Source organism: Variovorax sp. Root434, from assembly GCF_001426595.1.
In the GTDB taxonomy this organism is placed as follows: Bacteria; Pseudomonadota; Gammaproteobacteria; order Burkholderiales; family Burkholderiaceae_C; genus Variovorax.
In genome coordinates, this window is the sequence record NZ_LMEK01000001.1 from 596,187 (window position 1) to 617,360 (window position 21,174).

At 65.3% G+C, this 21,174-nt stretch carries 19 protein-coding genes and 1 other RNA gene; 12 read left to right on the forward strand and 8 right to left on the reverse strand.

All coding sequences use genetic code 11. The features are described 5' to 3' along the window. Positions 1–170: 170 nt before the first annotated feature. From ASD05_RS02785 to gyrA, 6 genes are read right to left on the reverse strand one after another with little or no spacing between them, the layout of a single operon-like run. Complete coding sequence (locus ASD05_RS02785) at positions 171–2,183, reverse strand: bifunctional 3-phosphoshikimate 1-carboxyvinyltransferase/cytidylate kinase (RefSeq protein WP_056587255.1); 2,013 nt, start codon at positions 2,181–2,183, stop codon at positions 171–173. A gap of 1 nt (position 2,184) precedes the next feature. Beyond that, complete coding sequence (locus tag ASD05_RS02790; protein WP_056587258.1) at positions 2,185–3,075, reverse strand: prephenate dehydrogenase; 891 nt, start codon at positions 3,073–3,075, stop codon at positions 2,185–2,187. A gap of 19 nt (positions 3,076–3,094) precedes the next feature. Next, complete coding sequence (gene pheA, locus ASD05_RS02795; RefSeq protein ID WP_056587262.1) at positions 3,095–4,219, reverse strand: prephenate dehydratase; 1,125 nt, start codon at positions 4,217–4,219, stop codon at positions 3,095–3,097. Between the two features lie 24 nt (positions 4,220–4,243). Further along, positions 4,244–5,374 carry a 3-phosphoserine/phosphohydroxythreonine transaminase gene (gene serC / locus ASD05_RS02800; RefSeq protein WP_056587266.1) on the reverse strand — a complete coding sequence of 377 codons (1,131 nt, stop codon included), beginning with the start codon at positions 5,372–5,374 and terminating at the stop codon, positions 4,244–4,246. A 7-nt stretch (positions 5,375–5,381) separates the two neighbouring features. Beyond that, entirely contained in the window at positions 5,382–5,972 is a 591-nt protein-coding gene (locus tag ASD05_RS02805; RefSeq protein ID WP_056587271.1) for a DUF2059 domain-containing protein, read from the reverse strand. Continuing rightward, on the reverse strand, positions 5,969–8,614 hold the full coding sequence (gene gyrA, locus ASD05_RS02810; protein ID WP_056587274.1) for a DNA gyrase subunit A: 2,646 nt from the start codon (positions 8,612–8,614) through the stop codon (positions 5,969–5,971). Before gyrA ends, ASD05_RS02805 begins: the two co-directional genes overlap by 4 nt. Positions 8,615–8,838: 224 nt before the next feature. Here gyrA and ompA point away from each other — a divergent pair, with 224 nt between their 5' ends. The 4 genes from ompA to ssrA all read left to right on the forward strand — a co-directional run bounded on the left by ompA (position 8,839) and on the right by ssrA (position 11,412). Further along, positions 8,839–9,489 carry an outer membrane protein OmpA gene (gene ompA, locus ASD05_RS02815; protein WP_056587277.1) on the forward strand — a complete coding sequence of 217 codons (651 nt, stop codon included), beginning with the start codon at positions 8,839–8,841 and terminating at the stop codon, positions 9,487–9,489. 132 nt (positions 9,490–9,621) lie between these two features. Then, positions 9,622–10,350, forward strand: coding sequence for a bifunctional 2-polyprenyl-6-hydroxyphenol methylase/3-demethylubiquinol 3-O-methyltransferase UbiG (ubiG, locus tag ASD05_RS02820; protein ID WP_056587281.1), 729 nt, complete (start codon positions 9,622–9,624; stop codon positions 10,348–10,350). Continuing rightward, the gene (locus ASD05_RS02825; protein ID WP_056587811.1) at positions 10,350–11,015 is read left to right on the forward strand and encodes an HAD family hydrolase; all 666 of its coding nucleotides are present in this window, start codon (positions 10,350–10,352) and stop codon (positions 11,013–11,015) included. Before ubiG ends, ASD05_RS02825 begins: the two co-directional genes overlap by 1 nt. A 12-nt stretch (positions 11,016–11,027) precedes the next feature. Next, positions 11,028–11,412, forward strand: a transfer-messenger RNA (tmRNA) gene (gene ssrA, locus ASD05_RS29265). Positions 11,413–11,480: 68 nt separating this feature from the next. Here the strand turns inward: ssrA and ASD05_RS02830 are convergent. Together ASD05_RS02830 and ASD05_RS02835 are read right to left on the reverse strand one after the other, a co-directional pair. Further along, positions 11,481–11,684, reverse strand: a complete 204-nt coding sequence (locus ASD05_RS02830) for a hypothetical protein (RefSeq protein WP_007829384.1) — start codon at positions 11,682–11,684, stop codon at positions 11,481–11,483. Positions 11,685–11,693: 9 nt separating this feature from the next. Continuing rightward, on the reverse strand, positions 11,694–11,969 hold the full coding sequence (locus ASD05_RS02835; RefSeq protein WP_056587284.1) for a hypothetical protein: 276 nt from the start codon (positions 11,967–11,969) through the stop codon (positions 11,694–11,696). 347 nt (positions 11,970–12,316) lie between these two features. Between ASD05_RS02835 and ASD05_RS02840 the strand changes: the two genes are divergently transcribed. From ASD05_RS02840 to ASD05_RS02875, 8 genes are all read left to right on the forward strand, one after another. Further along, complete coding sequence (locus tag ASD05_RS02840; RefSeq protein WP_235507833.1) at positions 12,317–13,888, forward strand: class I SAM-dependent methyltransferase; 1,572 nt, start codon at positions 12,317–12,319, stop codon at positions 13,886–13,888. A 37-nt stretch (positions 13,889–13,925) separates the two neighbouring features. Continuing rightward, positions 13,926–15,662 carry a gamma-glutamyltransferase gene (gene ggt, locus ASD05_RS02845; protein ID WP_056587287.1) on the forward strand — a complete coding sequence of 579 codons (1,737 nt, stop codon included), beginning with the start codon at positions 13,926–13,928 and terminating at the stop codon, positions 15,660–15,662. A gap of 61 nt (positions 15,663–15,723) precedes the next feature. Further along, the gene (locus ASD05_RS02850; RefSeq protein ID WP_056587302.1) at positions 15,724–16,473 is read left to right on the forward strand and encodes a pseudouridine synthase; all 750 of its coding nucleotides are present in this window, start codon (positions 15,724–15,726) and stop codon (positions 16,471–16,473) included. 89 nt (positions 16,474–16,562) lie between these two features. After that, the gene (locus tag ASD05_RS02855) at positions 16,563–17,570 is read left to right on the forward strand and encodes a YncE family protein (protein WP_082571939.1); all 1,008 of its coding nucleotides are present in this window, start codon (positions 16,563–16,565) and stop codon (positions 17,568–17,570) included. Beyond that, a complete protein-coding gene (locus tag ASD05_RS02860) occupies positions 17,554–18,366 on the forward strand; it encodes a polysaccharide deacetylase family protein (protein WP_056587304.1) in 813 nt (270 codons plus the stop codon). The genes ASD05_RS02855 and ASD05_RS02860 overlap by 17 nt, the downstream gene beginning before the upstream one ends. A gap of 13 nt (positions 18,367–18,379) precedes the next feature. Further along, positions 18,380–19,354, forward strand: coding sequence for a sterol desaturase family protein (locus ASD05_RS02865; protein WP_056587307.1), 975 nt, complete (start codon positions 18,380–18,382; stop codon positions 19,352–19,354). A gap of 50 nt (positions 19,355–19,404) precedes the next feature. Continuing rightward, positions 19,405–20,295 (forward strand): EI24 domain-containing protein, encoded by an 891-nt coding sequence (locus ASD05_RS02870; RefSeq protein WP_056587310.1) that lies wholly within the window; start codon positions 19,405–19,407, stop codon positions 20,293–20,295. After that, positions 20,292–21,092, forward strand: coding sequence for a competence/damage-inducible protein A (locus ASD05_RS02875; RefSeq protein WP_200955376.1), 801 nt, complete (start codon positions 20,292–20,294; stop codon positions 21,090–21,092). The genes ASD05_RS02870 and ASD05_RS02875 overlap by 4 nt, the downstream gene beginning before the upstream one ends. Positions 21,093–21,174: the final 82 nt, after the last annotated feature.

Below are 21,174 nucleotides of genomic sequence, written 5' to 3' on the forward strand. Positions count from 1 at the left end.
TGTGGGTCTGTAGACGGCGGTTGGTTGTGGGCATGAGCCCGGTTGGTTGAACAACCAGCAGGCCGGTGCGCTGTCGCGCGGAAGGAGCCTGCTGGAGCGGTAGGCGTCACCCGGAAAACCCGGTTGGCGCGAGCCTTTCAAGCGGACTTGAAGGGCTGCACTTCAACCGCTCAAGCGGGCTTGAACGGTTGAATTTCCTGCCACCAGTTCAACACCGTATCGATCGATTGTTCGATCGACAGCTGGGAGTTGTCGAGGTGGCGAGCATCCTGCGCCGGCTTGAGGGGAGCGACGCTGCGGGAAGAGTCCCGGGCGTCACGTGCTTCCAAGTCGGAGCGAAGACTGTCGAGTGTAGTCGAAATACCCTTTGAAATCAACTGCTTATGGCGCCGTTCGGCACGCTGGGCGGCGCCGGCCGTGAGGAACACCTTGAGCGCCGCGTCGGGGAAGATCACCGTGCCCATGTCGCGCCCGTCGGCCACCAGGCCGGGCAGGCGGCGGAAGCGGTGCTGCAGGTCCTGCAGCGCCTCGCGCACGGCGGGCAGCGCGGAGACACGCGAGGCGTCCATGCCGGCGGCTTCGGTGCGGATGTCGTCGCTCACGTCTTCCCCGGCCAGCAGCACCTTTCCTTCGGTGAACTGCAGGGGCAGCGCGGCGGCGAGGGTGGCAATTTGTGCCTCGTTCGCGGCGGTGGCCTCCAGGCCGGCGCGGCGCATGGCGAGGCCGGTCACGCGGTACAGCGAGCCCGAATCGAGGTAGTGGTAGCCCAGCAGGCGCGCCACCTCGGCGGCCAGCGTGCCCTTGCCGGAGGCGGTCGGGCCGTCGATGCAGATCACCGGCACCTCGGCGGCCTCGGCCACCGAGAACAGGGTCTCGAAGTAGTCGGGGAAGGTCTTGGCGACGCAGTGCGGATCGAGGATGCGCACCGGCACGCCGGCCGGGTTGAACGCCGCCAGCGAGAAGCACATGGCCACGCGGTGATCGTCGTAGGTGTGGATGCTTGCCGGGAGCCAGCCGGACTGCGCCAGCGGGTGCACGCGGATGAAGTCGGGGCCCGCTTCGACGGCGGCGCCAAGCTTTTTCAGCTCGTTGGCCATGGCGTCGATGCGGTCGGTTTCCTTCACGCGCCAGCTCGCGATGTTGCGCAGCGTGCTCGGGCCGTCGGCGTAGAGCGCCATCACGGCCAGCGTCATCGCGGCGTCGGGGATGTGGTTGGCGTCGAGGTCGATGGCCTTGAGCGGCCACGCCCCGCGGCGTACTTCGAGCCAGTTCGGGCCGCTGTCGACCAGCGCACCCATCTGCCGGGCGGCGTCGATGAAGCGGATGTCGCCCTGGATCGAATCGGCGCCCACGCCCTCGATCCGGATGCCGTTCTTGCCCGATACGCCTGTTGCGATGGCGCCCAGTGCTATGAAATAGCTAGCGGAGGAGGCATCGGCCTCGACGTGGATGTCGCCCGGCGAGCTGTAGCTGCTGCCTGCGGGAATGGTGAAGCGCTCCCAGCCGTCGCGCCGCACGTGGATGCCGAAGCGCGCCAGCAGGTTCAGCGTGATCTCGATGTAGGGCTTGGAGATCAGCTCGCCGATCACCTCGATCACGATGTCGTTGGCCGCCGCTAGCGGTAGCGCCAGCAGCAGGGCAGTGAGGAACTGGCTGGACACATCGCCGCGCACGCGAATCGGGGCGTCGAGCGCGAGTTCGCCATGCGGCACCGGGTGGATGCGCAGCGGCGGATAGCCGGGGTTGCCGAGGTAGTCGATGCGGCAGCCAAGCTGGGTCAGCGCGTCGACGAGGTCGCCGATCGGGCGCTCGTGCATGCGCGGCACGCCGCTGAGCTCGAACTCGCCGCCCAGCAGCGACAGCGCCGCGGTCAGCGGGCGCATCGCGGTGCCGGCATTGCCGAGGAACAGCGGCAGCAGCGTTTCGTTGGGCTTCAGCTGCCCGCCCAGGCCGGTGATGCGCAGCGTGCTGCCTGCAGGGTCGATGCCGCAGCCGAGCGCGCGCAGGGCGTCGAGCATCACGCGGGTGTCGTCGGAGTCCAGCAGGTCGTGGATGGTGGTGGTGCCGCTCGCGAGCGCGGCGAGCAGCAGCACGCGGTTGGAAATGCTCTTGGAGCCCGGCAGCCGGACCGTGCCGGCCGCGCCGGCGAGAGGCGGGAGATCGAGGAAGGCCGTCGAGAACATCTCAGTTGTCCTGCTGCTGCGACGAGGTGTCGGTCGCCGGTTTCCAGGCCGCGCGGGCCTTGCTGGCAGCGGCGATGGATTGCTCCAGTGCCTGCAGATCGCCTGCGGTCATCAGTGCTTCAAGATCTTCCAGGGCCTTGCGGAAGGCCTGCGACTGCTGCAGCACCTGTTCGCGGTTGGCCAGCAGCACATCGCGCCACATGACGGGGTCGCTGGCGGCGATGCGCGAGAAGTCGCGAAAGCCCGGGCCCGCGAGACTCAGGAAGCGGTCGCCCTGCGGCTGGCTGGCGATGGCGTTGGTGTACGCGAAAGCCAGCAGGTGCGGCAGGTGGCTCACGGCGGCGAAGGCGGCGTCGTGCTCATCGTGCGTCATGGTGACGACGTGCGCGCCGATGCCGCTCCATGCCTGCGAGGCCCGCTGCACATTGGAGCGCAGCGTGGTCTTGACGGGCGTCAGCACGACCTGACGGCCGGTGAAAAGCGAAGCCTCCGCATGCTCGATGCCCGAGAGCTCCTTGCCGGCAATCGGATGCGCCGGCACGAAGTTCGCAAACTGCTTCTGCAGGCCGTTGCGCGCGGCCTCGATCACGTCGCCCTTGGTCGAGCCCACGTCCATCACGAGCGTTTCGCTCGAAATGCCATGGCGGATCGCCTTGAACGTGGCTTCCGACGCCGCCACCGGCACCGCCAGCAGCACGATGTCGGCGCCCGATACCGCCAGCAGCGCCGAAGGTGCCACCACGTCGATCACGCCCAGCTGGCGCGCCCGCTCGGTGGTGGAGGGCGACTTGCTGTAGCCCACCACGCGTTTCACCAGCTTCGCGCGCTTGAGCGCGAGCGCAAACGATCCGCCCATCAGGCCGCAGCCGATCAGTCCCAGTTGTTCGAACATGCTTCTGCTTGCCTGTCGCTCAGGCCTTGACGGGGTAGGCGCCCAGCACCTTGTAGAAGGCGCAGAGTCCGCGCAGTTCGGCCAGTGCCGCGGCCACGTTGGGCTGCGAAGGGTGGCCGTCGAGGTCGATGTAGAAGTAGTACTCCCACTGGCCGGTGCGCGCCGGACGCGACTCGAAACGCGTCATCGACACGTTGTTGGCCTTCAGCGGCACCAGCAGGTCGTGCACCGCGCCGGGCCGGTTGGGCACCGAGACGATCAGGCTCGTGCAGTCACGGCCCGAGGCCGGCGGCATGGCCAGCGTCTGTGGCAGGCAGATCACCGAGAAGCGGGTGCGGTTGTACGAGTCGTCCTGGATGGCATGCGCCACGATGTGCAGGCCGAAGCGGGTGGCGGCGCGTTCGCCGGCCAGCGCGGCCCAGGCCGGGTTGGTGGCCGCGAGGCGCGCGCCTTCGGCGTTGCTCGACACAGCGCGCCGCTCGGCGTTGGGCAGGTGCTTGGACAACCAGGTCTGGCATTGCGCGAGCGCCTGTGGATGGGCCAGCACGGCTTCGATGCCTTCGAGCGAATTGTTGCTGCGCAGCAGATGGTGGCGCACCAGCAGGCTGACTTCACCGACGACATGGGTGGGCGAATGCAGGAACAGGTCGAGCGAGCGCGTGACCACGCCTTCGGTCGAGTTCTCGACGCCGACGACGCCGTACTGGGCGCTGCCCGCGGCGGTGGCGTGGAACACTTCGTCGAAGCTGGCGCAGTAGATCAGGTCGGCGGCGCCGCCAAAGTACTCGATGGCCGCCTGCTCGCAGAAAGTGCCTTCGGGGCCGAGCACGGCCACGCGTTGCGGCGATTCGAGCGCCAGGCAGGCCGACATGATCTCGCGCCAGATGGCCGCCACATGGAGATCCTTGAGCGGACCGCCATTGCTCTTCTTCATCTTCTCGATGACCTGCGCCACGCGGTCGGGGCGGAAGAACGGCGTGCCCTCGCGCTTCTTGACCTCGCCGACCAGTTCGGCAACGTGGGCCCGTTCGTTGAGCAGGCTCAGCAGCTGCTGGTCGAGCGAGTCGATCTGCACGCGCAGATCGGCCAGGCTTTCTGATTTATCGGAAGGAGAAGAGGGCGTTGTGGGTGTGGAGGCGGTCATCGTGCGATCAGCTAGGGCATGCGCCTAGGCATGCGATCGCTCGAATTCTCGCATGTAGCTCACAAGTTCCTGTACGCCTGCCAGCGGCATGGCGTTGTAGATGCTTGCGCGCATGCCGCCCACCGACTTGTGGCCCTTGAGCTGCAGCAACCCGGCCTCGCGCGCGCCGGCCAGGAAAGCCTCGTTGCGGCTTTCGTCCGCCAGGAAAAACGGCACGTTCATGCGCGAGCGGCAGCCTGGATCGATGCGGTTGGCATAGAAGTCGGAGCCGTCGATGAAGCCGTACAGCAGCCTCGCCTTGGCGATGTTGCGCCGCTCCATGGCGGCGATGCCGGTGTGCGTGCCTTCGGTCTGCTGCAGCAGCCACTGGAACGTGAGCCCCGCCATGTAGATGCCCCAGGTCGGCGGGGTGTTGTACATGGAGTTGTTGTCGGCCACGGTCTTGTAGTTGAACGCGCTCGGGCAGATCTCGAGCGCGTGGCCCAGCAGATCATCGCGCACGACCACGATCGTCAGGCCGGCGGGGCCGAGATTCTTTTGTGCGCCGCCAAAGGCAAGGCCCACGCGGCTCCAGTCGACGCTGCGCGAGGCAACGTGCGAGGAAAAATCGATGACCAGCGGGGCATTGCTGCCGAGCGCGGCCAGGTCGGGCAGTTGCTGGAATTCGATGCCGTTGATGGTCTCGTTGGAGCACACGTGCACGTACGAGGCATCCTTGGAGAGTTGCCAGGTCGACGGATCGGGCAGCTTCGTATGCTGGTCCTCGGCATTGCTCGCGGCCACGCGCGCCGTGCAATAGCGCTGCGCTTCCTTGTGCGACTTGATGCTCCAGCTGCCGGTGAGGACGAAATCGGCGGTTTTGCCGCGCGACAGGTTCATCGGCACGATGGCGTTTTCGCCAAGGCCGCCACCCTGCATGAACAGGATGTGGAAATTCGAGGGCACGGCCAGCAGCGTGCGGAAGTCGGCTTCGGCTTGCGTGCAGATGGCGCCGAATTCCTTGCCGCGATGGCTCATTTCCATCACGCTCATGCCACTGCCCTGCCAATCGAGCATTTCGGCAGCGGCGCGTTGCAGCACCGCCTCCGGCATGGCAGCCGGACCGGCCGAGAAGTTGTAGGGGCGCTTGCCGGCCGGCGTCTGCTGCTGGGTCACGTTGCTTTTACTTCTTGGCTGGAGCCTTGGCAGGTGCCTTGGCGGGAGCGGAACCTTGGGTGGCACCGTCGGTCGGCGCGCCGAGTGCCTTGGCGACTGCGGTGTCGAGTGCGCGCATCTTGGGTTCGACCGAGGCGCGCGTGTCGGACACGAGCTTTTCCGTCAGTGCGGTCTGCATCTTCGGGTTCAGGTCCTGGTACTTCTTGCTCAGGGGCGAGTTGATCCAGGCCAGCAGCTGCTTGAGTTCGTCTTCGTTGAAGTTCTGCTCCAGCAGAGGGGTGAGGGCACCTGGGGCCAGTTGAATGGCCTTATCGCGAACGATCGGATAGGTCTCGTCGAAGTACTTCTTCAGTTCGGCGTCGGCAGCCTTGGCGGCGGCTTCGCGCTTGGCTTCAGGCACTTGCGTCTGGAGGTACTGCGAACCCGCCTGTGCGATCGGAGCGCTCGATTGCTCGACCAGGCCGCGTGCCAGCGATTCGATGCCGGGGCGCTGGATGTCGATGAACTGCTTGATGAGCGCGGCCTTGTCCTGGGCCATGGCGGCCATCGAACTGCCAGCCAGGGCGACCGTCAGAAGCGCGAGTTTGATTTTTTTCACTGAGGATTCTCCGTTGAAGATGAGGAAGTATCGTCCGCGTCAGGCTCGGTTTCGCCGTTCGCGTCGTTTTCGACGATACGTTGTAGCCCGCTGAGTTTGGCGCCTTCGTCGAGCCCGATCAGCGTAACGCCTTGCGTTGCGCGACCAAGTTCACGAATTTCGGCAACCCGGGTGCGCACCAGCACGCCCTTGTCGGTGATGAGCATGATCTCATCATCCGCATGCACCAGAGTGGCGGCAACGACCTTGCCGTTGCGCTCACTCTGTTGAATCGCGATCATGCCTTTGGTTCCCCGGCCGTGGCGGGTGTATTCGGTAATGCTTGTCCGCTTTCCGTAACCATTTTCCGTGGCGGTGAGCACGCTTTGCTGCTCGTCCTCGGCCACCAGCATGGCGATCACGCCCTGGCCCGGCTCCAGCGACATGCCGCGCACGCCGCGGGCGTTGCGGCCCAGCGGCCGGACGTCTTCCTCGTCGAAGCGCACGGCTTTTCCGTTGTCGCTGAAGAGCATCACGTCGTGCTTGCCGTCGGTGAGTGCGGCGCCGATCAGGTAGTCGCCTTCATCGAGGTTCACGGCAATGATGCCGCCCTTGCGCGGGTTGTTGAACTCGTCGAGCGCCGTCTTCTTGACCGTGCCCATCGAGGTTGCCATGAATACGTATTGGTCGGCTGGGAAGTTGCGCTTATCGCCGGTCAGGGCGAGGGCGACGTTGATCTTCTCGCCTTCCTGCAGCGGGAACATGTTGACGATGGGGCGTCCGCGCGAGCCGCGCGAACCCGCCGGCACTTCCCAGACCTTGAGCCAATACAGCCGGCCGCGGTTCGAGAAGCACAGGATGTAGTCGTGCGTGTTGGCGATGAAAAGCTGGTCGATCCAGTCGTCTTCCTTCGTGGCCGTCGCCTGCTTGCCGCGGCCGCCGCGTTTTTGTGCGCGGTACTCGCCCAGCGGCTGGCTCTTGATGTAGCCGCTGTGCGAGAGCGTGACGACCATGTCGGTCGGCGTGATCAGGTCTTCGGTCGAGAGGTCGTAGGCGCTGTGCTCCACCAAGCTGCGGCGCGCGCCGATCTTCGACTGGCCGAACTCCTGCTTGATGGTGCCGAGTTCTTCGCCAATGATGGTCGAGACGCGTTCGGGCTTGGCGAGGATGTCGAGCAGGTCGTCGATCTCGGCCATCACGTCCTTGTATTCGGCGACGATCTTGTCCTGCTCGAGGCCGGTCAGGCGCTGCAGGCGCATCTGCAGGATTTCCTGGGCTTGCGTTTCCGACAGGCGGTAGAGGCCGTCGCCGCCCATGCCGAACTCGCGCTCGAGGCCTTCGGGGCGGTAGTCGTCCGCGTTGATCACGCCGCCGTCGGCGCGCGTGCGCGTGAGCATTTCGCGCACCAGCTTGCTGTCCCAGCTGCGGGTCATCAGCTCGGCCTTGGCAACGGGTGGCGTGGGCGATTCGCGGATGATGCGGATGAATTCGTCGATGTTGGCGAGTGCCACCGCCAGGCCTTCGAGCACGTGGCCGCGTTCGCGGGCCTTGCGCAGCGTGAAGACGGTGCGGCGCGTGACCACTTCGCGGCGGTGCTGCAGGAAGACCTGGATCAGGTCCTTCAGGTTGCACAGCTTGGGCTGGCCGTCGACCAGCGCCACCATGTTGATGCCGAAGGTGTCCTGCAGCTGCGTCTGCTTGTAGAGGTTGTTGAGCACCACCTCGGGCACTTCGCCGCGCTTGAGCTCGATCACCAGGCGCATGCCCGACTTGTCGGATTCGTCCTGGATGTGGCTGATGCCTTCGATCTTCTTCTCGTGCACCAGTTCGGCCATGCGTTCCTGCAGCGTCTTCTTGTTGACCTGGTAGGGGAGCTCGTCGACGATGATCGCCTGGCGCTGGCCGCGGTCGATGTCCTCGAAGTGGCACTTGGCGCGCATCACGACCTTGCCGCGGCCGGTGCGGTAGCCGTCCTTCACGCCGTTGATGCCGTAGATGATGCCGGCGGTGGGGAAGTCGGGTGCCGGCACGATTTCCATCAGCTCGTCGATGCTGGCCTCGGGGTTGCGCAGCAGGTGCAGGCAGGCGTCGACAACCTCATTCAGGTTGTGCGGCGGGATATTGGTGGCCATGCCGACCGCAATACCGCCGGAGCCATTGACCAGCAAATTCGGCAACTGGCTGGGCAGTACTTTCGGTTCTTTTTCCGAACCGTCGTAATTGTCCTGAAAGTCGACAGTTTCCTTATCGATATCGGCCAGCATTTCGTGCGCAATTTTGGCCAGCCGGATTTCCGTATACCGCATTGCGGCCGCGTTGTCTCCATCGACCGACCCGAAGTTGCCCTGGCCGTCGACCAGCATGTGGCGCATCGAGAAGTCCTGGGCCAGTCGCACGATGGTGTCGTAGACCGACTGGTCGCCGTGCGGGTGATATTTACCGATCACGTCGCCGACGATACGGGCCGACTTCTTGTACGGCCGGTTCCAATCGTTGTTGAGCTCATGCATCGCGTACAGCACGCGGCGGTGCACGGGCTTGAGGCCATCGCGAGCGTCGGGGAGTGCTCGGCCCACGATCACGCTCATGGCGTAATCGAGATAGCTGCTGCGCATTTCCTCTTCGAGACTGATGGGCAGGGTTTCTTTTGCGAAGGAGGTCATGAGCAAGGGGCTGGCGGCAGGAAGGCGAAATTTTACGCTGTGAGGGGTGTCGCACCGCCGCAACACAAGCGGCCTATTCCGCCTCCGTCCTACGCTTCCGGGCCGTCCAGCGGCCTGTTTGCCAAAGACCCTATGGCACAATCGCCTCAACGTTTTGGGTGGTGGTCACTTAAAGCGTCCTTGATTCGCAGCGCGGCTGCGGCTTTTTCCCCAAGAGGAGAACCATGAAGAAACTGAATAAAGTGGCGATGATGTTTGCAGTCGCTGCGCTCGCCACTGCCGCCGGCGCGCAGACCCGTGTCACCGCTGCGGACGGCGGTCCTACGATCGACAACTGGCAAAACGGCACCGGCGAACTGGTTTGGAAGAACGGCACGAACGAACTGTGCTGGCGCGATGCCAACTGGACGCCGGCTACGGCTGCCGCTGGTTGCGACGGCGCTCTGGTTCCTGCTGCTCCGGCTGCTGTTGCTCCGACCCCTGCTGCTCCGGTCGCACCGGCCGCGCCGCAAGTCGCTGCCAACAAGGTGACCTTCGCTGCTGATGCCTTCTTCGACTTCGACAAGTCGGTTCTGAAGCCCGAAGGTCGCGCCAAGCTGACCGACCTGGTCGAGAAGATCCGTGGCGTGAACCTCGAAGTCATCATCGCTGTGGGCCACACCGATTCGATCGGTACGGACGCCTACAACCAGCGTCTGTCGGTGCGTCGCGCCGAAGCCGTCAAGGCCTTCCTGGTCTCGAAGGGCATCGAACGCAACCGCGTCTACACCGAAGGCAAGGGCGAGAAGCAGCCTGTGGCTGACAACCGCACCAAGGAAGGCCGCGCCAAGAACCGTCGCGTGGAAATCGAAGTGGTCGGCACCCGCGCCAACTAATCAGTCGATTCCATCGATCATGAAAACCCCGCCTAGGCGGGGTTTTTTTATGGCCGTCGAATTCGCGATTGATCTTTTGTCAGCAAAGCCGACGCGCTGCTTATCGGTCATTGCTCGTTTCATAATCGCTGTATGACAGAAAATGTGAATGCGGATCCCGCCGAACTGGCCAAGTTTTCAGAACTCGCACATCGCTGGTGGGATTTGGAGAGCGAATTCCGCCCGTTGCATGAAATCAATCCGCTGCGCCTGGACTGGATTGACGGAATTGCGCCAATTTCGCAGCGCCGCGTGCTTGATATCGGCTGCGGCGGCGGCATCCTGGCCGACTCGATGGCTCGCAAGGGCGCCGAGGTGCTGGGCATCGACCTTGCGGGCAAGGCGCTCAAGGTCGCGCAACTGCATGCGCTCGAGGCCGGCACCCGCGGAGTGAAGTACCGCGAAATCAGTGCCGAGGCGCTGGCCGTCGAGCAGCCGGGCAGCTTCGATGTCGTCACCTGCATGGAGATGCTCGAGCATGTGCCGCAGCCGGCCTCGGTGATCCAGGCCTGCTCAGCGCTCGTCAAGCCGGGCGGTTGGGTGTTCTTCTCGACGATCAACCGCAATCTGAAGTCGTTCATGTTTGCGATCGTGGGCGCCGAGTATGTCCTCGGTATGCTGCCGCGCGGGACCCACGAATATGCAAAGCTGATCCGGCCCAGCGAACTGGCCGGCTACTGCCGCGCGGCGGGCCTGGATCTGCGGTACACCCGCGGCATGGAGCACAACCCGTTGACCCGGCGCTACTGGCTCAGCGGCGACACCAGCGTCAACTACATGTTCGCCACGCAGAAGCCGGCCTCGCCGGATTCAACGAAATGATGGGCGCGCAGACCCGGGCCGTGCTGTTCGACCTCGACGGCACGCTGATCGACAGCGCGCCCGATCTGGGTGCTGCAGCCGACAAGATGCGCACCGATCGCGGCCTCCATTCGTACCCGCTGGAGCGCTACCGCCCCATGGCCGGAGCAGGCGCGCGCGGCATGCTCGGCGTTGCTTTCGGCATCACGCCGGATTCGCCCGAGTTCAATGAGCTGCGCGAAGAGTTCTTCGTGGCTTATGAGCGCCGCATGCTGCTCAACACGCAGGTATTCGACGGCATCCAGGCGCTGATCGAGGCGCTGCGCGAGCTTGGCTTGCTGTGGGGCGTCGTCACCAACAAGTCGATGCGCTTCACCGATCCGCTGACGCGCGCTATTCCGCTTTTTGCGAGTGCGGGCGCGGTAGTGAGCGGCGACACCACGCCATTCGCGAAGCCGCATCCCGAGCCCTTGCATGAGGCGGCGCGCCGGCTCGGCGTGCCATCGGAGGCGTGTGTCTACGTCGGCGACGACGAGCGCGACATCATCGCGGGCCGGGCTGCGGGCATGCGTACGGTTGCGGCGACCTATGGCTACATGGGGCCGCAGGCCGATTCGACGCTCTGGCAGGCCGATGCTTCAATCTCTTCGCCCCTTGAGCTCTTGAAGTTACTCAATAGAGCCTAAAATGTACGGCTTGGGGCTGCACTGGTTTCGACGTGGGTTCGGAGTCGCAGCGGGGCATGTCGAGCTGAATGCGCTCGTAAAACAGATTCAAACAAACTAACTGCAAACGACGAACGTTTCGCACTCGCTGCTTAATTGCCAGTGAGCCTTGCAACAGTTGGCCGATGGGCTGGGCAAGGGGGTCTGGAGCAATCCTGACCTCCCGGCTGCAAGGATAATTACATGGGCTGGCTCCGATCCGGGTACCTTGGGTCGGGGCGAGAAAATAGGGTGCTGGCGTCCGGTTTAGCGTGTGACTGCGCGACTCCGGAAGCGAGACTCAAATCAGATCACTAAACATGTAGAACTGCGCGATGAAGGCTTGCGGACGGGGGTTCAAATCCCCCCAGCTCCACCACATTTCTCAACGCGGGTCTCACTGAACAAGGCCTTGCAGATGCTGGACCATGTCCAGCGATCCCAGACTCAGTTGCACTGGAACAGGACGCCCTGTTCTGCAGGCGCCTTGCCGAGCCAGCGCGGCGTCTTGCTTTGCGCATCGCAATAGTCCGAGGCCTGTACGTACGTCTTGGCCCGCAGCACGCCGTCGCGAACCTGAGTCACTTCGTTGGGTGGTGTCGAGCAGCCGGTGAGGACCAAGGCAAGCGGAAGCAGTGTGCGCCAATTCATCGGGTCATTCTAAGACCGGCGATCGCTGGCACCGGGCCCGCGGTCCGGGTAGAGATACTTGAAGTATTCACCGGACTTGCCGAACAACTGGCGCGCCAACTGCACGGGATCTTCACCCTTGTGCTTCTCGTAGAGCACAGGCCCCCAGATGATGAAGCCGTCGATGCTGAGGCTTCTCGGCGAAGGCTCGATGGCCTTCCACGCGTGCGCGAACTTCGAGATCCAGGCCAGCGCTTCCTTGAGCGCGTGATTGGGCGCAGCGGTTGTTTCTTCGGTCAGAGACATGGCGGGTATCCTTTTTGAAAAGACTGTATAAATATACAGTAAACTGTGTCCCAGCCGAAATTTCTCCTTGACGGGTAACCGTCCCCCGCTGGTCAACCTGTGCGGGGACCTCGATGCATGCCAAGCAGAGAGGCTTTCAAGCCCAGCCCTCGCGGCTGGGCTTTTTTCTGTGCCATTCGCGCAGCCTGCGCGGGCTCGTTTTTTTGCCCGAACGCGGGCTATAGTCGGCCAGCGTTGTCATATTGCATTTGCTGCAATCCATCGCTGCCCGCGGTGCCCGTACCAAGGCACTGCCGCTTGCCCAGATCCCGAAAAGGACGCTCGTGCCGGATTCGCTGACTTCAGAGTTGACCACTTACTACGACACGGTGCCCTATGACTCGCATCCGTTCCCACAGTCGGCGATGGAGCATCTGGAAGCGCTGGCATTTCTCTTCGGGCTCGAAGTTCCGTCCCCTGCAACGGCCCGCGTGCTGGAGCTTGGCTGTGCGGCCGGCGGCAACCTGATTCCCTTTGCGGCGCGCCACCCCGAGGCTTCTGCGATCGGCGTCGACCTCTCGCCGGTGCAAGTGGCGCAGGGCATGGCGGCCATCGGGCGCGCCGGGCTGTCGAACATCGAGCTCAAGGCCTTCAACCTCGCGGACATCGACGCCTCGTTCGGCCAGTTCGACTACATCGTGTGCCACGGCGTCTACAGCTGGGTGCCGGGCCCGGTGCAGGACGCGATCCTGCGCATCTGCTCGGAGAACCTCGCGCCGAATGGCGTGGCCTACGTAAGCTACAACGTGTACCCCGGGTGGAAGGCGCGCGAGATCGTGCGCGACGCAATGATCCTGCGCGGCGGCCCACGCGATACGCCCGACGAAAAGCTGTCCTATGCACGCGGCATGCTCGATTTCCTCGAGCAATCGGCCCGCGCCGACAGCGTGCTCAAGAAGACGCTCGAGGAGGCGATGCCTATCGTGCGCAGCGCCAGCAGCTCGTACCTGCTGCATGAGTTTCTCGAGCCCTGCAATGCCCCGTGCTATTTCAAGGAGTTCGTGGCGCGGGCGGGCGTTCATGGCCTTGCCTACCTGGCCGATGCAGAGCCGTCGACGATGTTCGTGCAGAACTACGGCGACAAGGTGCGCGATCCGCTGCTGCGCGAATGCGGCGGCAGCCAGGTCATGATGGAGCAGTACCTCGACTTCCTGGTCAATCGCACCTTCCGCCAGACCCTGTTGGTCAAGCAGGAGCAAGCCAGGCATATCCGCTACAAGCTGGAGCCCGCGCGCATCCGTTTGCTCGAGTTCGCCGGCGTCTTCAGGGCCGACAGCGGCGAGGCGCTCACGCTCGATGCCCGTGAGCAGCCGTGCAGCGCGATCCAGGGCCGCAAGGTCACGCTGCGGGTACCGGTGCACAAGGCGGTGGCGCATCTGCTCGACATGCGTTATCCGGCGTCGATGTCGGTGCCGGCCCTCATCGAGGCCACCTCCGCGCTCACGGCGCAGCCGCCCGCCGACGTCGAAGCGGCCGTGCTGGCCATGCTCGAGGAGCTGTTGATCCTCGGCGCCCTGCGCATCCGCCGCACTGCGGTGCCAGCGGCCGACGCGATTTCCGACCGGCCGCAGGTCCTGCCCGCTGTCCGGGGTGCTTCCGGCCTTGCGTCCGACGCCGGTGCCACAGCCAACACCTGCAATCAATGGCACGAGCCCGTGGTGCTGACGCTGCTCGAGCGAAGCCTGCTGCCGCTGCTCGACGGCACACACTCGCACGATGCGCTGGCTGAGCATCTCGAAGCGGAAGTGCGCAGCGATCGCCTGCGCTTCGTCAAGGACGACAAGCCGCTGACCGACCCGCCGGCAGTCAAGGAATTCGCCCGCCAGCAGGTCGCGCTGGCGCTCGACGCCCTGCGCCGCAAGGCACTGCTGACGGCCTGAACTTCATTCTTCATCACGCCCAAGAGGAGACTTTTACATGCAACAAATCCAATGGACCCCGAAGCTGCGCGCCGCCGTCGCCGCGGTGCTCGCGCTGGCGGCCGCCGGCGCGTCGAATGCCGCGTCGGTGGCGCCCGTCGCGTCCGAGCACGGCATGGTCGTGAGCGCGCAGCACCTGGCCAGCAAGGTCGGCGTCGACGTGCTCAAGCGCGGCGGCAACGCGGTCGATGCGGCGGTGGCCGTGGGCTATGCGCTGGCGGTGGTGTATCCGGCGGCCGGCAATCTCGGCGGCGGCGGCTTCATGACCGTGCAGCTGGCCGATGGCCGCAAGACCTTTCTCGACTTCCGCGAGAAGGCGCCGCTGGCCGCCACGGCCAACATGTACCTCGACAAGGACGGCAACGTCATCAAGGGCCTGAGCACCAACGGGCACCTCGCCGTGGGCGTGCCGGGCTCGGTCTCGGGCATGGAGTACGCGCGCGAAAAGTACGGCACGATGAAGCGCGCCGACCTGATCGCCCCGTCGATCCAGCTGGCCGACAAGGGCTTCGCGCTGGAGCAGGGCGACATCGACATGCTGCTCACCGCCACCAACGATTTCAAGAAAGACCCGGTCTCCGGCGCGATCTTCCTGAACAAGGGCGAGCCTTTCGCCATCGGCCAGAAGCTGGTGCAGAAAGACCTCGCCAGGACGCTGAAGGAAATCAGCGCCAAGGGCACCGACGGGTTCTACAAGGGCTGGGTGGGCCAGGCCATCGTGGCTTCCAGCCAGGCCGGCAAGGGCATCATCACGCAGGCCGACCTCGACCAGTACAAGACGCGCGAACTCGCGCCGGTCGAATGCGACTACCGCGGCTACCGCGTAGTGTCGGCGCCGCCGCCCAGCTCGGGCGGCGTGATCATCTGCGAGATGCTCAACATCCTCGAGGGCTATCCGCTCAAGGACCTGGGCTTCCGCTCAGCCCAGTCGGTGCACTACCAGATCGAGGCCATGCGCCATGCCTACGTGGACCGCAACAGCTACCTGGGCGACCCCGATTTCGTGAAGAACCCGCTCGAGCGACTGCTCGACAAGGGCTACGCCGAGAAGATCCGCGCCGCCATCGACCCGAAGAAGGCCGGCGTCTCGAAGGACATCAAGCCCGGCGTGGCGCCGCATGAAGGCAGCAACACCACCCACTATTCGATCACCGACCAGTGGGGCAACGCGGTGTCGGTCACCTACACGCTGAACGACTGGTTCGGCGCCAAGGTCACGGCCGCCAAGACCGGTGTGCTGCTGAACAACGAGATGGACGACTTCACTGCGAAGGTGGGTGTGCCCAACCTCTACGGCCTGGTGCAGGGCGAGGCCAACAAGATCGAGCCAGGCAAGCGCCCGCTGAGCTCGATGAGCCCGACCATCGTGTCGAAGGACGGCAAGCCGGTGTTCGTGGTCGGCACACCGGGCGGCAGCCGCATCATCACGGCCGTGCTGCACACCATCCTGAACGTGGTCGACTACGGCATGAACGTGCAGGAGGCCGTTGATGCGCCGCGCTTCCACCAGCAATGGCTGCCCGACGTCACCAACGTCGAGACCTTCGCACTGAGCCCCGACACGCGCAAGATCCTGACCGACATGGGCCACAACCTGGGCGTGCCGCAGCCGGCCAACCACCTGGCGGCGATCATCGTCGGCGCGCCGTCGCTGGGCGGCAAGCCGGTTGGCGCCAACCGCTTCTATGGCGCCAACGACCCTCGCCGCAACACCGGCCTGGCCGCCGGCTACTGATACTGCGGCAAACTAGCAGGCGGTCGTGCCCTTGTCGGCACGGCCGCTTTTTTCTTTTTTCATGCACCTGCAAGACATCCTCTACACCCAGGGCTTCGGCACGCGCCGCGTGTGCGCGGGCCTGGTCCAGCAAGGCCACGTGACCATCGCGGGCCAGGCGGTGACCGACCCCTTTGCCGACCTCGATCCCGAAGGCCTGCTTTTCACCGTCCAGGGCACTGCGTGGGCGTACCACGAGAAGGCCTATCTGATGCTGCACAAGCCGGCCGGCACCGAGTGCTCCCAGAAGCCCTCGACCTACCCGAGCATCTACACGCTGCTGCCGTCGCCGCTGCGCCTGCGTCCCAACAAGGGGGCGGTGCAGGGCGTGCAGGCGATCGGCCGGCTCGACCAGGACACCACCGGCCTTCTGCTGATGACCGACGACGGCCAGTTCATCCACAAAATGGGTTCGCCCAAGCACCATGTGCCGAAGGTCTATGAAGTGACGGCCAAGCACCCGGTGGACGAGGCGCAGATCGCGAAGCTGCTGGCCGGCGTCGTGCTCGACGACGACCCGAAGCCCGTGCGCGCGGCCGCCTGCGAATCCGACAGCCCGCTGCACCTGCGGCTCACGCTCACCGAAGGCAAATACCACCAGGTCAAGCGCATGCTGGCGGCGGTCGGCAACCGGGTCGAGGGGCTGCACCGATCGCGCATCGGCGACCTGGCGCTGCCCGACGACCTGGCTCCGGGGCAGTGGCGGTGGCTGACGGCCGAAGAGGTCGCGGCGCTGCGCGCGCCGGCCAAGCCAGCGAAACCGGCGAAATAGGGGGCAAAGCGAGCGAAAGAGCGTATTCCCGGTCAGCCAGCCATAAGTCCTGGCCGTTAAGATTCGCAGCTCTCTCTCGGAACCTTCCCTTGCGACTCCCTGCTCGACCGAACGGCCGCACCGTGGCCTTCCTGCTTTCCTGTCTGACGGCCCTGGCGGCACACACCGCTGCCGCCGCGCCGGCCGAACCTCCGCCGATCTTCGTGCTCAACTCGCTGGATGCCAACGTGAGCGTGATCAATCCGGTCGACTGGACGGAAAAGCAGCGCATTGCCACCGGCAAGGAGCCGCACCACCTCTACATGACGCCCGACGAGAAATCGGTCATCGTGGCCAACTCGGCGGGCGATTCGCTGACCTTCCTGAACCCCCGCACGGCCGAAGTGCAGCGCGTGGTCTACGGCATCATCGATCCGTACCAGCTGCAATTCTCGCGCGACATGAAGTGGTTCGTCACGGCGGGCAACCGCCTGAACCACGTCGACATCTACCGCTGGGACGGGAAAGACCTGAAGCTGGCCAAGCGCATCGCCAGCGGCAAGACGCCCAGCCACATCTGGATCGACAACACCAGCACCATCGCCTACGTGACGATGCAGGACAGCGACGAGATGATCGCCATCGACCTGCCCACGCAGACCGTCAAGTGGCGCACCGCCACCGGCACCATGCCGGCCGACATCTTCGGCGTGCACAACGACAAGACCCTGCTGGTGGGCCTGACCGGCAGCGACGGCGTGCAGGTGTTCGACGTGGCCGGCGCCGAGCCGAAGCTGGTCGGCAAGATCCCCACCGGCAAGGGCGCCCACGCCTTCCGCTCGGCCGGCGACGGCAAGAGCGTGTTCGTCAGCAACCGCGTGGCCAACAGCATCAGCCGGATCGACCTGGCGACGCTGAAGGTCATCGCGAACTATCCCGTGCCCGGCGGCCCCGACTGCATGGACGTCTCGGCCGATGGCAAGACGCTGTACGTGACTTCGCGATGGGCCAAGAAGCTCAGCGTGGTCGACCTGGCCAGCAACAAGGTCGTGCGCCAGGTCAACGTCGGCCGTTCGCCGCACGGTGTCTGGACGCTCGATCATGGCAAGCGCATCTAGCCGCATCGGCGCGGCCCTCGCGTTGTCGCTGGCCGGGGCCCTGGCTCCCGTGGCCTGGAGCGCGCAGCCGGGCGCCACCTGCGAAAAGCCCGTGTACCTGACCTTCGACACCGGCCATATGGGCATCGCCCCGCTGGTGGCCGACGTGCTCAAACGGCATGACGTGCGCGTCACCTTCTTCGCCGCCGCCGAGCGCACCCAGACCGACGGCGACAGCCTCGACGACCATTGGGCGCCGTGGTGGAAGGCGAGGGCGACCGAGGGCAACGAATTCGGCTCGCACACTTACGACCACGCGTACTGGCGCGCCGACGTCAAGGGCACACCGCCGAGCTTTCGCATCAAGCCTTCGGCCGGCCCGCAGGACGGCAAGGAATCGACCTGGAGCGCGGCCGAGTACTGCGCCAACATCCGCAAGTCGTCCGACCGCCTGGCCGCCATCACGGGCAAGAAACCGCTGCCGCTGTACCGCGCGCCGGGCGGCAAGACATCCCCCGCGTTGCTGGCCGCCGCCGAGGGCTGCGGCTACAAGTACGTCGGCTGGGCACCCGCCGGCTTCCTCGGCGACGAACTGCCGAGCGAGAAGTTCGGCAACGCCAGGCTGCTGACGCAGGCGCTCGACACCATCCGTCCTGGCGACATCCTGCTTGCGCACCTGGGCATCTGGTCGCGCAAGGACCCGTGGGCGCCGGCCAACCTCGAGCCGCTGATCGTCGGTCTCAAGGCCAAGGGCTTCTGCTTCCAGACGCTGCGCCAGCATCCGGACTTCCGCGCCTGGATCGCGTCCCACCCCTGAACGAGTTGCCGCCATGATCGATTGGCTGACAGACGCCTTTTCCGCCTTGCAGGGCTGGTTCTTCGAGACCGCCGTGCAGCCGCTGGTCTATGCCGTCGGCCTCGGCGGCTGGACCGAGGACGCCTTCGACGCCACCGGCTGGCTGCTGGTCGGCCTCATCCAGATCCTGGTGCTGATCGCGGTCATCGGGCCGTTGCAGCGCTGGCGCTCGGTGGAGCCGGTGGTCGATCGCCATGCGATCCGCATCGACGTGCTCTACACGCTGATCCACCGCCTCGGCCTGTTCCGGCTGGCGCTGTTCTTCACGCTGCAGCCCTTCTTCGACGATGCGCTGGGCAGCCTGCGCACGGCGGGGTGGGGCACCTTCCATCTCGACGAGGTGTGGCCCGGCGTGACCGATGTGCCGGTGGTGGCCTTCGCCATCTACCTCGTGGTGCTCGACTTCGTCGGCTACTGGATCCACCGCGGCCAGCACCAGTTCAACTGGTGGTGGGGTCTGCATTCGCTGCACCACTCGCAGCGCCAGATGACCATGTGGAGCGACGACCGCAATCACCTGCTCGACGACATCGTCCATGACGCGCTGATCGTCATCGTGGCGCAGCTGATCGGCGTGGCGCCGGGGCAGTTCATTGCCTTCGTCGCCTTCACGCAGCTCAGCGAAAGCCTGCAGCACGCCAACCTGCGGTTGAGCTTCGGCGCCATCGGCGAGCGGCTGTGGATCAGCCCGCGCTTCCATCGGCTGCACCACAGCATCGGACTGGGGCACGAGTCGAATGGCAAGAGCACGCTGGGCGGCCACAACTTCGGCGTGCTGCTGCCGTGGTGGGACATGCTGTTTCGCACCGCGAACTTCGAGGACCGCTACGACCCGACCGGCATCCGCGACCAGGTCGAGTCGGACGCGAATGGACGCGTGCGCGACTACGGCCGTGGCTTCTGGGCCCAGCAGTGGCTCGGCCTGAAGCGGATGGCCGGTCGCGGCTGAGGGGCTCCGGGCCCTGAAAGGCGCGTCCGACGCGTTATCCTCGCTGCCTCATGCGCCTGCTCCTCGACTCCTTCTGGCGCGCGGTCGCCTATTGCATGCTGCCGCGCGTGATCGTGCTGTCGCTGCTGCCTTTGGGCCTGATGGTGGTGCTGGCCGCGGGGCTCGGTTACTTCTACTGGGACGACGCGGTTGTATGGACGCGGGGCGCGCTCGACGCCTGGCCGCTGCTGTCGAGCTTCTGGGCCTGGATCGGCCGTCTTTTCTCCGGTGACGTCACTTCCGCGCTGGCGTCCCTGGTCGTGGTGTTTGCCGCCACCCCGGTGATCGTGGTGCTCTGCCTGCTGATCGTGGCCGGCTTCATGGCTCCCGCGCTGACCAAGCTGGTGGCCGAGCGGCGCTTTCCCTCGCTCGAACAGAAAAAGGGCGCTTCGTTCTTCGGCAGCGTCGCGCGTTCGCTGGGCGTCACCATCCTGGCGCTGATCGCCCTCGTGGTGTCGATGCCGCTGTGGCTCATTCCGCCGCTGGTGCTGATCCTGCCGCCGCTGATCTGGGGCTGGCTCACCTACCGCGTGATGAGCTTCGATGCGCTGGCCGAGCACGCCAGCCCTGAGGAGCGCGCCGCGCTGCTGCGCGCGCATCGGCTGCCGCTGCTGTGCATCGGCGTGCTCTGCGGCTACCTGGGCGCCGCGCCCAGCATCGTCTGGGCATCGGGGCTGCTGTTCGCCGCTGCCTTCTTCGTGCTGGTGCCGATCGCCATCTGGATCTACACACTGGTCTTCGCCTTCTCGGCGCTCTGGTTCGCACACTACTGCCTCGACGCGCTTGCGCAACTGCGCGCTCAGCGTGCCATGGCCGAAGCGTCGACCGCCGACGGCACCACGTCGGCCCTCGAAGCCGAGGGAGCCAGCAAGGCCGCACTCTCTCAATGGGGTTCACCATGACACGCGCATTCGGTCTCATCGTCGTCGGCGACGAGATCCTTTCCGGCAAGCGGGCCGACAAGCACATGGCCAAGGTCATCGAGCTGCTCGCCGCGCGCGGCCTGCAACTCGGCTGGGCGGAGTACGTGGGCGACGAGCCCACGCGCATCACCGCCGCGCTCATGCGCGCCTTTGCCTCGGGCGACATCGTGTTCTCGACCGGCGGCATCGGCGCCACGCCCGACGACCACACCCGCCAGTGCGCTGCCCAGGCGCTGCGCGTGCCGCTCGCGCTGCACCCCGAAGCCGAGATGCTGATCCGCGAACGCATGCGGGACACGGCGGAGGAACAGGGCCTGCCCTATGAGCCCGACCGTCCCGACAACATCCACCGCCTCAACATGGGCGTGTTCCCGCAGGGCGCGACCATCATCCGCAACCCGTACAACAAGATTCCGGGTTTCAGCGTCGACCACGTGCATTTCGTGCCGGGCTTTCCGGTCATGGCCTGGCCGATGATCGAGTCCGTGCTCGACAGCCGCTACGCCGACCTGTTCACCCGCAATGCCGTCGCCGAGAAGTCGGTGATCGTTTTCGGTGCCATGGAAGCCACGCTGACCCCGCTCATGCAGGCCATCGAGGCCACGCACGCCGGCATCAAGGTGTTCAGCCTGCCCAGCGTCGACCACCCTGAATATGGCCGGCACATCGAGCTGGGCGTCAAGGGCGACCCCGGCCGGCTCGATGCCGCATATCTCCAGTTGATCGAAGGGTTGCACACCTTTGATGCCAAGCTTGGCCCAGAATTGGTGCGTTGATATCAATGGCACCAACTTGGTGAATTTCCGCCTCCATTTGGGGTTTGCAGCCCCCGCCAAGGCCTCGTCCGGTGAGGCGACA